At 42.5% G+C, this 12,868-nt stretch carries 13 protein-coding genes; 11 read left to right on the top strand and 2 right to left on the bottom strand.

Annotated elements, in window-relative coordinates; translation table 11 throughout:
* The first annotated feature begins 90 nt into the window (after positions 1-90).
* The 6 genes from WKT12_RS07300 (at position 91) to WKT12_RS07275 (ending at position 3,863) form a co-directional block, all read left to right on the top strand.
* Positions 91-1,059 carry a permease gene (locus WKT12_RS07300; protein ID WP_340319275.1) on the top strand — a complete coding sequence of 323 codons (969 nt, stop codon included), beginning with the start codon at positions 91-93 and terminating at the stop codon, positions 1,057-1,059.
* A gap of 10 nt (positions 1,060-1,069) precedes the next feature.
* Complete coding sequence (locus WKT12_RS07295; protein WP_340319274.1) at positions 1,070-2,080, top strand: hypothetical protein; 1,011 nt, start codon at positions 1,070-1,072, stop codon at positions 2,078-2,080.
* Positions 2,081-2,096: 16 nt separating this feature from the next.
* A complete protein-coding gene (locus WKT12_RS07290; RefSeq protein WP_340319273.1) occupies positions 2,097-2,555 on the top strand; it encodes a TlpA family protein disulfide reductase in 459 nt (152 codons plus the stop codon).
* A 33-nt stretch (positions 2,556-2,588) separates the two neighbouring features.
* On the top strand, positions 2,589-3,044 hold the full coding sequence (locus WKT12_RS07285) for an arsenate reductase ArsC (RefSeq protein ID WP_340319272.1): 456 nt from the start codon (positions 2,589-2,591) through the stop codon (positions 3,042-3,044).
* 98 nt (positions 3,045-3,142) lie between these two features.
* A complete protein-coding gene (locus tag WKT12_RS07280) occupies positions 3,143-3,379 on the top strand; it encodes an ATP-binding protein (RefSeq protein ID WP_021970624.1) in 237 nt (78 codons plus the stop codon).
* A gap of 91 nt (positions 3,380-3,470) precedes the next feature.
* Positions 3,471-3,863: a hypothetical protein gene (locus WKT12_RS07275; RefSeq protein ID WP_340319271.1), complete on the top strand. Its 393-nt coding sequence runs from the start codon at positions 3,471-3,473 to the stop codon at positions 3,861-3,863.
* Between the two features lie 129 nt (positions 3,864-3,992).
* On the opposite strand, the gene WKT12_RS07270 is transcribed toward WKT12_RS07275, so the two are convergent.
* Complete coding sequence (locus WKT12_RS07270) at positions 3,993-4,892, bottom strand: helix-turn-helix domain-containing protein (protein WP_340319270.1); 900 nt, start codon at positions 4,890-4,892, stop codon at positions 3,993-3,995.
* A gap of 126 nt (positions 4,893-5,018) precedes the next feature.
* Here WKT12_RS07270 and WKT12_RS07265 point away from each other — a divergent pair, with 126 nt between their 5' ends.
* From WKT12_RS07265 to WKT12_RS07245, 5 genes are all read left to right on the top strand, one after another.
* Positions 5,019-5,795 carry an MBL fold metallo-hydrolase gene (locus WKT12_RS07265; protein ID WP_340319269.1) on the top strand — a complete coding sequence of 259 codons (777 nt, stop codon included), beginning with the start codon at positions 5,019-5,021 and terminating at the stop codon, positions 5,793-5,795.
* Positions 5,792-6,469, top strand: coding sequence for a radical SAM mobile pair protein A (locus WKT12_RS07260; RefSeq protein WP_340319268.1), 678 nt, complete (start codon positions 5,792-5,794; stop codon positions 6,467-6,469). The genes WKT12_RS07265 and WKT12_RS07260 overlap by 4 nt, the downstream gene beginning before the upstream one ends.
* The gene (locus WKT12_RS07255; protein ID WP_340319267.1) at positions 6,454-7,329 is read left to right on the top strand and encodes a radical SAM mobile pair protein B; all 876 of its coding nucleotides are present in this window, start codon (positions 6,454-6,456) and stop codon (positions 7,327-7,329) included. Before WKT12_RS07260 ends, WKT12_RS07255 begins: the two co-directional genes overlap by 16 nt.
* Positions 7,330-7,713: 384 nt before the next feature.
* Positions 7,714-8,553 carry a type II pantothenate kinase gene (coaW, locus tag WKT12_RS07250; RefSeq protein ID WP_021970616.1) on the top strand — a complete coding sequence of 280 codons (840 nt, stop codon included), beginning with the start codon at positions 7,714-7,716 and terminating at the stop codon, positions 8,551-8,553.
* A gap of 222 nt (positions 8,554-8,775) precedes the next feature.
* The gene (locus WKT12_RS07245) at positions 8,776-10,332 is read left to right on the top strand and encodes a sulfatase (protein WP_340319266.1); all 1,557 of its coding nucleotides are present in this window, start codon (positions 8,776-8,778) and stop codon (positions 10,330-10,332) included.
* A 343-nt stretch (positions 10,333-10,675) separates the two neighbouring features.
* Here WKT12_RS07245 and WKT12_RS07240 read toward each other — a convergent pair whose 3' ends face one another.
* Entirely contained in the window at positions 10,676-12,865 is a 2,190-nt protein-coding gene (locus WKT12_RS07240) for a glutamine synthetase III family protein (RefSeq protein ID WP_021970614.1), read from the bottom strand.
* Positions 12,866-12,868: the final 3 nt, after the last annotated feature.

Below are 12,868 nucleotides of genomic sequence, written 5' to 3'. Positions count from 1 at the left end.
CATAAGCGGCAGAGATAACCGTTATAGAATCTGCCGCTTTTTTAGCAGGAATAATGTTCGTATTTAGACGAATAGATAAAATATACATTTATGATACAGAAATTTGCTGACTGGTTTGTTTACGGTCTTTTCGGACTGAGTGCCGACACTCCGGTAGGAGTTGCCGTAAACTTCTTCTTTTATGATACAATTAAAATTCTCATACTTTTGTTCTTTATCAGTGTATTGATGGGTATCGTCAACGCTTATTTCCCGATAGAGCGTCTGAGAAACTATCTGGTTACACACAGGATGTACGGCTTGCAGTACTTGCTGGCATCACTTTTCGGAGCCATCACCCCGTTCTGCTCATGTTCATCCATACCTTTGTTCATAGGATTTGTCAAAGGCGGCATTCCTTTGGGTGTCACTTTCGCCTTTCTGATTACATCGCCTTTGGTGAATGAGGTAGCTGTAGCCATGTTTCTCGGTTCATTCGGTCTGAAAGTGACACTGATTTACGTCATCAGCGGGATTCTGTTGGGAGTAATAGGAGGTTTCGTCCTCGGACGTATGCGTCTGGCTCCTTATCTGAGTGACTGGGTAAAGCAGATACAGGCCAATTCGTCTGCCCAGGCCGATGAATGGGAAAAGAACCGTACCACCTTTATCAAACGACTCCCAACTATTGTCCGTGATGCCTGGAAGATTGTCAGCGGTGTGCTTATATACATCCTGATTGGTATCGGTATCGGTGCTTTTATGCATGGTTTTGTGCCGGAAGGCTTCTTCCAGCAATACATGTCGAAAGACAACTGGTATGCGGTTCCTCTTTCTGTCATACTTGCCGTACCGATGTATGCTAATGCCGCAGGTATCGTGCCTGTCATCGAGGTGTTTGTGGCGAAAGGTATTCCTATGGGAACCGCGATAGCCTTCATGATGGCGGTCGTTGGCCTTTCCTTGCCGGAAGCCACCCTGCTGAAGAAAGTAATGACATGGAGGCTTATCGGCATATTCTTCGGAACGGTTGCATTCTTCATCATTTTGTCCGGCTATCTGTTTAATTATATACTGTAAAGGACTGATGATGATTGGATATCAATTAAAGAAATGGTTGCCTGCGGTTATGCTGACTGCCATTTCTCTCCAGCCCGCAGTAGCACAGGATGGTGAAAAGGCATTTTCAGGGAAACCTGTGCTTACGCTTTTCTCCAACTACAAGGCCGGGCTTGGACACAAGAATGAAAACAGCGGATTCAACCTTGACCGTGCGTTTGTCGGTTATGAAGGGTTCTTTGCCAAAGGTTTTTCCGCAAAGATTCTCATGAATGTGGAAACGGTGGCCGATGAAAACGGGAATACAAAGTTCAACGGATATCTGAAGAACGCACAGATAGACTGGAAAGGAAACGGATTTTTCGTGTCTGCCGGACTGGTAAACCTAAAGCAATTTTCAGAGCAGGAGAACTTTTGGGGACACAGATATATATTCAAGTCCTTTCAGGAAGAATACGGTATAGTCTTCTGTGAAGATATAGGTGTTGTGGCAGGCTATGAGTTCTCGCCGCTTATATCGGCTGATCTGGCATTGACAAATGGTGAAGGACGAAAGTTCAAGAATATGGACAACAAGTATAAGTACGGTGCCGGCATCACATTGAAACCGGCAAAAGGGTTCATGTTCAGGATATACGGTGACATATACAACACATCGGAGTATCTGAAAACGGATGCAGACGGTCAGAAAGACCAGTATTCGGTAGCGGCTTTTGCCGGATACAGCAATAGCCGGTTTTCACTTGGAGCTGAATATAACCGGGCATTCAACTATAAGTTCTCATCCGGAACAGACGTGAACGGTTATTCAGTTTACACGACCGTAAATATAGCACGCAAAATGCATCTGTTCGGACGTTTTGACCTTCTGGATGCGGCAGGTGAAAACACAAATAATGTCAGTGAAGGACACACGATTATCGGCGGTTTTGAATATTCTCCCATCAGACAGGTAAGAATTTCACCGAACTATCAGAGCTGGAAAGCCAGGAACGGAAGACGCGAGAATTATCTTCTCCTGAGTGTGGAATGTAAGATATGATAAAATGGAAACGCTTATGAAATATTTGTTGATGTCCGTAGCAATGCTGCTTGTTGCCGGATGTAAACCTGATAGTGGCAAGAATCGGGAAGAGGTCTGTGAAACGGACATGACAAGGGCAGGTCAGGAAATAAAGAATGATTTTGTGGCCAACATAGCAGACAGCATACGGCTTTATTTCACCTATCCTCTGCCTGACGGAACGGAATACGGTTATACATTCCTGGAGTTTGGAGCTATAGGATGTGCGCCCTGTAAGAAGATGGAAAAAGAAATGGAAACCATCCGGAAAGATTTCGAAGGAAAGGTAAATGTACGTTTCATCAACCTTTCAAAGAAATGGAACAAAGACTGGGCGGATTATTTTGAGATACAAACTATACCGACACAGGTCATTCTCGATAGTCAGGGAAAGGAAATATACAGGCATGTCGGATATATACCGGCTGACGAATTGAAAAAGGTATTCAAGTAATATTTTAAGTAAAACCAATAAAAAACGGAATAAATGAAAGTATTGATTCTTTGTACAGGAAACAGCTGCCGCAGCCAGATGGCTCACGGCTTCTTACAGTCGTTCGACAAAAAATTAGAAGTATATTCAGGGGGTACTGAACCGGCAGCCCAGGTAAATGCCAAGGCTGTGGAAGTGATGAAGGAAGCAGGAATAGACATCAGTTCTCATGTGCCTATACACGTAAACACTTATCTCGATCAGGAATGGGATTATGTAATAACCGTTTGCGGTGGTGCCAATGAAAGCTGTCCTGCCTTTACAGGAAAGGTTGGTAAACGTATGCACATCGGCTTTGACGATCCGTCACATGCTACAGGTACACCGGAGTTCATCGATTCGGAGTTCCGTCGTGTACGTGACGAAATCAGAAATGCCTTTGCCCGTTTCTACATCACAGAAATCAGAAAGAAAGAACTGCCGAAATGCTCTTGTAGCGGTAACTGCTAAGAAATAAGAATATGGAGAAAGAAAAAAAGAATAGTTTCTTTTTGAGTGACTTCGGACAAGATAAAGTTTTAATCGGATAATTAGAAAAATCGGGTTATATGAGTAAAGAATGGTTCCCTCTTATTGATGAGGATAAATGTATCGGCTGCCTTGCCTGCTACAACAAATGCGAGCATGGCGTTTATGATGTTGAGAACGGCCGTCCGGTGGTTGTGTACCGTGAAGGATGTATTGACGGGTGTCATGGTTGCGGAAACTTATGCCCGGAAGGTGCAATTATCTATTCGGGTGAATATAAGGAACACATCAAATGCAGTTGCGGTTGTAGTGACTAAGACGTTACTACCGGAAAAAAGAAAGACATCCGGCCGTTGGCGTATATGCTGACTGTCGGATGTTGCTTTAATAATATTAAAGACACATGATATGAAGATTTTTATTATTTCCGACAGGGAAAATATGGCTGATATAGCTGCGGACATACTTCGGAATCTTGGAAACAATTTGGAAGTATATACAGAAAACGACATAGATCTGACGGAAGCAGAACAGAAATGTTGGGACTATGTTCTGTACATATCCTTCTATCGCAATCGAACAGGTGATTTAGACTGTTTAGACGGTTACAGTGTTATTTTGCAGGTAAAATCATGTACCGTAACAGAATCATGTAAAGGAGAATGCAGCGTCAATCTGTATTCAACCCTGAAGCTGTTAGTTCTGAGTTTCTACGAACAATATTTGGGACCACAGACTAACCCCTTCTGTATCTTACATAATTCAGAAGCGTTATCAGATCACCAAGGGCAATTATGGTAAGATTGAAAAGGATGACGATGTGAAAATGAAACTTCTACATTTTATCCTTTATAACTTCACATTTAATTTTAAAATCTCCATCTTTGGTATGGGAATGACCAATCTGTAAGCTTTCCAATCTGTCAGTTTTCATTCGTATATTCCATTTTGGTAGTCGCGTAAATATTGCATAAAAGTCTTCCCCGTTTCACGTTTAAAGAAACGCATCAGATGACTAGGATCGGAGAAATGAAATTCTTCGGCCAGCTGATTCACATTGCGGTTAGAAAATAGTAACTCATTTTTCAATTCTTCCAATAGACGTTGCTTGAGCAGATGATTGGCTGATACGCCGAATTGACTCATCACGGAACTGTTTAACGTAATACGGCTCACACGAAGCATATCCGCATATTCCTGTACCCGCTGCTTCGTACGGATATTCTTTTCCAGCAAGTCTTTAAACTGGAATGCATAATTGTTTTTAGGAATGTCAATCGGTAACCGGTAAGTGGCAGCATATGCCCGGTTGATAATTACTAATAAATAGTAAAGTACAGATACAATGAGATTATAAGTATCGGAAACAGGATGTAGAAGCTCCTGCTTTATGATTCCTAAAAGACGAATATATTCCGCCATGCTTTCCGGCGAAGCAAACAGATAGGGAGGAGTGTCGGTCTGATAATAATACAACAAGCGATACACAAAAAACTTGTCCGCTATGAATGTACGCATAAAATCCTCGCGGAATATGAGAAAAGAGTAATCCAGTGCTGCTTCATCCACATGCCATTCCTGCTGCTGATGCGGTGAGAGGAGTAGTACCATATTGGCATGCAATTCAAATTTTCGGAAATTCAGTAGCAGATACCCATTGGCCTTACGAAAAAAATAAAAGCTAAAAAAGTCTGTTTTAAACACCCGATTTTCTGTCAGGACACCACATATATCGTTACTGTGACCTGAGTTGATATAAAAATCCACACCACAACGTGTCTTGCTAAAAGGAACGCTGACTAAACGTTCAGGATTGACGATTTTATCCATAGATTTCGTTTTTGAGCAAATATACTATTTCCATTTATCAAAATGGCATATATTCCAGTTTTTAAGGCATAATTCATCCGATTTGTTTTACCGAACTTTGCGACTGAGATTAATACAACAAATTATATGGAAGAAAAAGTTACAATTCGATTGATCCGCAATGCTACATTGAGAATCCGTTATGCTGGGAAAGAGATTCTTCTTGACCCCATGCTTGCCGAAAAAGGTACCTTGCAGTCAGCTCTCGGTGTGTATAAGACACCAAGAGTACACCTTACGATGCCGATGAATGAGATTACGAATGGTGTGGATATGGTGTTGCTGACGCATAACCATATTGACCATTATGATCCGACAGTGAAACAGCATTTACCGCAGGATATCTTGTTTCTGACACAACCGCAGGATAAAGGAAACATTATGCAGGATGGTTTTACAAATGTAGAGAGTATTGAAACAGACAAAACGATTGGAGTTTTAACCATTCATCGTATCCAAGGACACCATGGATTCGGACAGATTGGAGAAATGATGGGCCCGGTATCTGGCTATGTACTTACCGCGCATGGTTTCCCTACTATTTATATAATGAGTGATTGCAAGTGGGAGGAGTGTATCCGTCAGGCCATTGAACAATTTTTTCCCGATTACATCATAGTGAATAGTGGAGGCGCCATATTCCCTGAATTTTCTCGGACAGAAGGTTCCATTATTCCCGACGAGCAAGAAGTTATGACAATGCTTGATGAACTTCCCACACACATCAAACTAATAGCCGTCCACATGGAAGCTACCGATCATGGGCAGACTACACGGGCAATTCTGCGTAACGAAGCCATACATCACGGAATAGATATGAACCGCTTGATTATTCCTGAAGATGGAGAAACAATTGTATTATGAGTGTCTGCATAAAATCCCTTATAAAAAACATGAATCTTGTGATAGGTTGTACCATTGGATGCAACTATTGTTATGCAAGAAATAACTGCAAGCGGTTTCACATGACTGACGACTTCTCTGTTCCTCAATATATGAGCCGAAAATTGCATCTGATGGACAATCCTGAATCACACGTTTGGCTACTTACCGGTATGAGTGATTTCTCCGATTGGGAAACAGCTTGGAGAGAAGAAATATTCAAACGTATAGCCATGAATCCACAGCATGCATATATCTTTCTGACGAAGCGTCCTGAACGAATTAACTTTCAAACAGACGATGAAAACGTATGGATGGGAGTTACTGTGACCAGAGCTTCCGAGGAGAAACGGTTGAAGGCATTAAAAGACCACGTTCGCTCCAAACATTATCATGCCACTTTTGAACCTCTCTTCGAGGATGTGGGTGAAATAGATCTGGAAGGTTACGAATGGATTGTTATTGGAACAGAAACTGGTAAAAGAAAAGGGAGAGTGGATGCCAAACCTGAATGGGTACTTCATATTGTGGAACAGGCGAAAAGAAATCACATTCCGGTTTTTATGAAAGAAGATCTTCTGCCTATCATGGGAGAAGAACGAATGATTCAGGAACTACCAGAACAATTTATAGAAAAAATATGGAGAAGGAAATAATCAGAGAAATAGATGTGCAGAATGTCATGACCAAGTCATCATTGCCCGTAGGTGGTTTTTCGGTCAATCCTTACGTGGGTTGCCCGCATGCCTGCAAGTACTGTTATGCTTCATTCATGAAACGCTTTACGGGACATACAGAGCCTTGGGGTACATTTCTTGATGTTAAACATTGGAAACCGATTGACAATCCGCACAAGTTCGACGGGCAACGAATTGTTATAGGTTCTGTAACAGACGGATACAATCCGTATGAAGAAGAGTTTTGCAGAACCCGTAAACTGCTGGAAGAATTAAGAGACACTAATGCTGAAATCGTGATCTGTACCAAGTCAGATTTGGTTTTGCGTGATCTTGATTTACTGAAAGATTTCCCGAAAGTGACGGTATCTTGGTCGGTCAACACACTTGATGAACAGTTTAGATGTGATATGGATCGTGCCGTAAGCATTGAGCGCAGGCTTGAAGCCATGAAGCAGTTCTATAATGCTGGTATACGTACCGTATGTTTTATTTCACCGATTTTTCCGGAAATTACGGATGTGAAAGCTATCATTAACCGGGTAAAAGATTTCGCAGATTTGATATGGCTGGAAAATCTGAATCTTCGTGGACAATTTAAGAGAGAGATCATGGATTATATACGGGAAAAACATCCGGAACTTGAAACCTTGTACGATGAAATATATAACAAGAAAAGGCAAGATTACTGGCAGGCTTTAGAGCAGGAAATCTCTTCATTTGCTCAAGCGGGGAGTTATCCTTATCGCATAAATGATTTGCCATACGGACGTTCTTTAAAGGGGAAACCTGTTATAGTTAACTATTTCTATCATGAAAAAATCAGGCTGAAAAAATAAATTCATCTGACTTGGCTGGAGAAAAATTACGGTAATGCTAAGTCGTACAGCTACGGGATCTGGTCGTAGCCGTACGGCCCTTTATCAGGGTATGGGGGACATTTAGTTTGTGAGATAGCCATCACTTTTTTTAGATGATATATCAGTCTGCATACATTGTTTCGGAATGTTTTAGATTCTTGTGGTGTCCATTGTTCCAAATAATGTCTTTAACGATTCTGTAGTGCCAGCATAAGAAGGAATAATGAAAAAGTCATGTAAATAGAAGGCTTATTCTGTATAAATTCAATTGAATCTTTAGTAAAAATAAGTCTGGGATATTTTCTTTCACGAAAAAAAGTTTGTAGACTTGCACCCATATTTAGATAACATGAATTTGATGGTATGATTATAGGAATAGATGTAGGTGGAAGTACCACTAAAATTGTAGGAATGGAGAAAGGATGTATTTGTCATCCGATGTTTGTAACCGCAGCAGATCCTGTTACTTCGCTGTTTGGCGCTTTTGGAAAATATATATACGATCATTCTATTCAGCTTTCGGATGTGGAGCAGGTCATGTTAACGGGAGTTGGCAGCTCATATATACAACAACCTTTGTATGGTTTGCCTACAGCCCGCACAGATGAATTTATTGCGAATGGACTCAGTGCACAATATGCTACCGGATTGGATAAGTTGATGGTTGTAAGTATGGGAACCGGAACTTCGTTTGTCCGGGTTGAGAATGAAACAATCCGCCACGTGGGGGGAATTGGCATCGGAGGAGGAACGCTGATAGGCTTGTCTCGTTTGCTGCTCCATACACAAGATATATTATGGGTATCAGAGCTGGCAGGAAGAGGTGAACTGAAAAATGTGGATTTGCAGATACAGGATATTTGTCGCACGTCACTGCCCGGACTTCCGTTGGATGCAACAGCATCCTTGTTAGGGAAGCTGGATAACAATGCCTCACCCGAAGATTTGGCATTAGGCTTAATACACATGGTATTGCAATCTATTGGTCAGGCGGCCGTTTTGTCTGCTCTGGAAACAGAAATTCGTAATTTTGTTCTGATCGGAAATCTAACTCAATTGCCTCAGTGCCGTCCGGTTTTCGATACGATTGGACAAATGTACGATGTCCGTTTTATCATTCCTGATAATGCAGAATATCAGACAGCTATAGGAGCAGCTCTGGCTTATATTAAAAAGATAGAAACAAATCCGGTAAGGGGATAAACCTTATCGGATTATTTTATGTCCGTTTGCTTCCGAACCTGACTTTGTATCAGCAATATCTTTGCGGATGTAGCTGCAATCCGATGGTGGTGGTAAAGAGTTTGTATTGATAAGTGAAGATTAAGTTTATAAGAATATTTAAAAAACTGATGGTCTGTATGCTTTTTATTTTATAATACTTACTTTTGTCTTTAAAAGAATTAATTATAAAATGTTATCCTTATGCAAAAACACATTGCCTCATTAGTCGCATGCAGTGCTATAGCTTCTGTATCTGTGTGGTCACAAACGACAGCTCATCCTAATATTATTATGTTTCTGGTCGATGATATGGGCTGGCAAGATACGTCTGTTCCTTTTTATAATGATGAACTGACACCGCTTAACAAACGATTTGTTACGCCTAACATGGAGCGGATGGCGCAGATGGGAGTTCGCTTTACCGAAGCATATGCTTGTGCTGTTTCTTCTCCTACGCGGTGCAGTCTGATGTCTGGTATGAATGCTTCAAGGCACAGAGTGACGAACTGGACACTGGAATTAAATGAAAAGACCGACGAACCCAGTGACATGATAACTCTTCCTGAATGGAATTATAATGGCATTCAGCCCGATTCTACAGAAGGCAAGATAAACAATTCTACGGCTATTACTTCACTTCCGCAAATTCTTAGGGAAAATGGTTATTGGACCATTCATTGTGGAAAGGCTCATTTTGGTGCAAGAACTACGCCGGGAGCAAATCCGATAAACATGGGATTCGATGTAAATATAGCAGGCGGGGCAAACGGTGCTCCGGGAAGTTATCTGGGAACAAAGAACTTTGGCGAAGGTTCCCGCTTTGCCGTACAGGGACTGGAAAAGTATTACGGACAGGACATCTTTATAACAGAAGCGTTGACGCGGGAGGCATTGACAGAAATGGAAAAGGCTGTAAAGATGAACAAGCCTTTTTATTTGTATATGTCGCACTATGCCGTTCATACACCTTACGATGATGACAAACGCTTCAGCGACAAGTATCGGGGAAAATACGATGAACAACTGAAGACCGGATTGAATGAGAATGAAGCCAAGTATGCCGCTTTGGTAGAAGGAATGGATAAAAGTTTGGGAGATATTCTCGATTATCTGCAGAGAAATCCGGAGGTTGCCAAAAATACGATTCTGCTTTTCATGTCGGATAATGGAGGACAAGGTTTAAGTAACGTGCGTCAGGGAGTTGCCAATCGCGACCAGAACTATCCGGCCCGTGGAGGAAAAGGTTCTGCATTTATGGGAGGAGTTCGGGAGCCGATGATGGTTTACTGGCCGGGAGTGACCAAGCCCGATACGGAATGTGACCAGCGGGTTATTATTGAAGACTTTTATCCTACGATACTCGAGATGGCAGGAGTGAAGAAATATAAAACTCATCAGGTGGTAGACGGCGTCAGCTTTACCGATGTGCTTATGAATCCGGAGAAGAGAAAAGACCGTGTACTGGTATGGCATTTCCCAAACTTGTGGGGGGAATCGCAGAATTTGGAAGAAGGATACGGTGCCTATTCGGCTATAATGAAAGGAGATTATCATCTTATTTATACATGGGAAACACGTCAGCTCCGGCTTTATAATGTAAAGGAGGATATAGGCGAACAGCATGACCTGGCACAGGCTATGCCGGACAAGGTGAAAGAGCTGGCTGCCGAACTGTCTGATTATTTAAGAGAAAGGGATGCACAAAGACCGTCGTTGAAAGCTACCGGCGAAGTTATTCCATTCCCTGACGGAAAATAATGGCAGAAATTGCTAAAGTTTGTTGAAACAGGAAGAGGATTATTGATTCGACTGCTCTCAGAGTTCTTGCACTGTGGAAAATGTAACTTTATTATTTGTAATAAGTTCTCATCAGAAATTCCTCTATTTTTGCTTTCTTCATCGGGGAGAAGGTAAGGATAGAGGAACAAAACTTGTAGTTCCCAAAGCTGATTTGCTTCAGTTTTATGGAGATAACCATGATCAGTCGCAGATGTCTTTTTGCGACGCTTTAAAAAAATGATAAAGCCGAGCTGTTTTCCCAACAGCCCGACTCCCATCAAACATCCAATAAAAAAAATTAGAGTTTGTCTTTTGGTTATTTTTATCTTATGAATAACAGCTCTCTATATTTAGGAAGTGTCCACATCTGGTCGTCAACAATCAACTCCAGCTTGTCGATGTGGTAACGAATCTGTTCCAGCATCGGAGAAATATTGTCGTGATAAGCAATTGCTTTTTCACGTTCGTCCGTAATCTTGTTGGCAACCTTGCGGGCTTCAACCATTGCATCTACATGTTCTTTGATGTAGATAGTATGTTCTGAAATCTTCCGGATGATAGCCAGATTTTCTGATGACAGGTGATCGGCTTCTTCGGCAGGGAAAAGTCCTTTCATCTTATATACATTATCCAGCAGTTTTGTCTGATAGTCGGTAGCGATAGGTACAATATGGTTCATGACCAAATCTCCCAAGACACGTGCCTCTATCTGAATCTTTTTGGTGTAAGTTTCCCATTTTACCTCGTTACGCGCTTCTAGTTCTTTCTGAGTCATGACTCCGGTCGATTCAAACATCTTGATGCTTTCCGGAGTAAGATAACGGTCGAAGATAAGCGGGCAACTGGTTTCGCAATCCAGTCCGCGGCGGGCAGCTTCTTCCTTCCATTCATCGCTATAACCGTTTCCGTCGAAGCGGATAGGTTTAGACAACTTGATGTATTTGCGGATTACCTGAATAATAGCAGATACTTTCGGCTCGCCTTTCTCCATCAGTTCGTCTACGTCTTTCTTGAATTCGACAAGCTGTTCGGCAACTGCGGTATTCAGTGCGATCATGGCGCTGGCACAGTTGGCTTCCGAACCAACGGCACGGAACTCAAATCTGTTTCCGGTGAAGGCGAAAGGAGAGGTACGGTTACGGTCTGTATTATCGATCAGCAGTTCCGGAATCTGCGGAATGTCGAGTTTCATACCATGTTTGCCGCCCAATGAAATCAGTTCGTCTGTAGAACTGTCTTCCATGTGGTCGAGTACCTTGCTCAACTGTCTTCCCAGGAAAGAAGAGATAATTGCGGGAGGTGCTTCGTTGGCACCCAGACGGTGTGCATTGGTTGCGCTCATGATAGACGCTTTAAGCAGTCCGTTATGACGATATACTGCCATCAAGGTATTTACCACGAAGGTAATGAAGCGCAGGTTTTCTTCTGCTGTTTTTCCCGGAGCCATCAGCAAGATGCCGGTATCTGTACCCAGTGACCAGTTGTTGTGCTTGCCCGAGCCGTTGACTCCCTTGAAAGGTTTTTCATGAAGCAGGACACGGAAACCATGAGTACGTGCAACTTTTCTCATCAGCGACATGATGAGCATATTGTGGTCTACTGCCAGATTACATTCTTCGAAGATAGGAGCAAGCTCAAACTGGTTAGGAGCTACTTCATTATGTCTTGTCTTTACCGGAATGCCAAGCTCCAGAGCCTGAATTTCCAAATCCTTCATGAAGGCTGCTACACGAGTAGGAATGGCACCAAAGTAATGATCTTCCAACTGCTGGTTCTTCGATGCTTCGTGTCCCATCAGGGTACGTCCGGTAAGAAGCAGGTCGGGGCGTGCTGCATAAAGGCCTTCGTCTACCAGAAAATATTCCTGTTCCCATCCCAGATAAGCAACAACTTTCTTGACATCCGGATTAAAGTAATGACAAACGTCGACGGCTGCTTTGTTGACGGCACGCAAAGCCTTCAGTAATGGAGTCTTGTAGTCGAGCGATTCTCCGGTGTAAGCGATGAATATGGTCGGGATGCACAATGTGTCGTCTACAACAAATACTGGAGAAGACGGGTCCCATGCACTGTAACCACGGGCTTCGAAAGTATTTCGGATACCTCCGTTAGGGAATGAAGATGCATCCGGTTCCTGCTGTACGAGCAGTTTTCCTGAAAACTCTTCCATCATACCGCCCTTGCCATCGTGCTCAACAAAAGCATCGTGCTTTTCGGCTGTTCCTTCTGTCAGCGGCTGGAACCAGTGAGTATAATGTGTTGCTCCTAATTCCATAGCCCATCGTTTCATGCCTTCTGCTACTTTATCGGCTATTTCACGGTCGAGTGCAACTCCATTGTCCATAGCATCTACCAGTTTGCTGTACACTGGTGTAGGAAGATACTTGAACATTTTTTCACGGTTGAATACGTACTTGGCGAAATATTCGCTCGGGCGCTCTGCCGGAACAGGCACTTCTAAGGGTTTTGTCTGAAAAGCTTTTTCTACCACTCTAAATCTTAACTTTGACATAAT

Origin of the sequence: Phocaeicola sp. HCN-6420 (genome assembly GCF_037890145.1) — a bacterium.
GTDB lineage: Bacteria > Bacteroidota > Bacteroidia > Bacteroidales > Bacteroidaceae > Phocaeicola.
The sequence above is the reverse complement of the archived record's forward strand: the minus strand, read 5'-3'. Positions and strand labels throughout refer to the sequence as shown.

What these genes read in the sequence shown, in the direction of transcription:
- coaW (WP_021970616.1), top strand. Translation starts at nt 7,714, where the DNA reads ATGATTATAGGAATAGATGTAGGTGGAAGTACCACTAAAATTGTAGGA.
- WKT12_RS07300 (WP_340319275.1), top strand. Translation starts at nt 91, where the DNA reads ATGATACAGAAATTTGCTGACTGGTTTGTTTACGGTCTTTTCGGACTG.
- WKT12_RS07285 (WP_340319272.1), top strand. Translation starts at nt 2,589, where the DNA reads ATGAAAGTATTGATTCTTTGTACAGGAAACAGCTGCCGCAGCCAGATG.
- WKT12_RS07265 (WP_340319269.1), top strand. Translation starts at nt 5,019, where the DNA reads ATGGAAGAAAAAGTTACAATTCGATTGATCCGCAATGCTACATTGAGA.
- WKT12_RS07255 (WP_340319267.1), top strand. Translation starts at nt 6,454, where the DNA reads ATGGAGAAGGAAATAATCAGAGAAATAGATGTGCAGAATGTCATGACC.
- WKT12_RS07270 (WP_340319270.1), bottom strand. Translation starts at nt 4,892, where the DNA reads ATGGATAAAATCGTCAATCCTGAACGTTTAGTCAGCGTTCCTTTTAGC.
- WKT12_RS07275 (WP_340319271.1), top strand. Translation starts at nt 3,471, where the DNA reads ATGAAGATTTTTATTATTTCCGACAGGGAAAATATGGCTGATATAGCT.
- WKT12_RS07240 (WP_021970614.1), bottom strand. Translation starts at nt 12,865, where the DNA reads ATGTCAAAGTTAAGATTTAGAGTGGTAGAAAAAGCTTTTCAGACAAAA.
- WKT12_RS07295 (WP_340319274.1), top strand. Translation starts at nt 1,070, where the DNA reads ATGATTGGATATCAATTAAAGAAATGGTTGCCTGCGGTTATGCTGACT.
- WKT12_RS07280 (WP_021970624.1), top strand. Translation starts at nt 3,143, where the DNA reads ATGAGTAAAGAATGGTTCCCTCTTATTGATGAGGATAAATGTATCGGC.
- WKT12_RS07245 (WP_340319266.1), top strand. Translation starts at nt 8,776, where the DNA reads ATGCAAAAACACATTGCCTCATTAGTCGCATGCAGTGCTATAGCTTCT.
- WKT12_RS07260 (WP_340319268.1), top strand. Translation starts at nt 5,792, where the DNA reads ATGAGTGTCTGCATAAAATCCCTTATAAAAAACATGAATCTTGTGATA.
- WKT12_RS07290 (WP_340319273.1), top strand. Translation starts at nt 2,097, where the DNA reads ATGAAATATTTGTTGATGTCCGTAGCAATGCTGCTTGTTGCCGGATGT.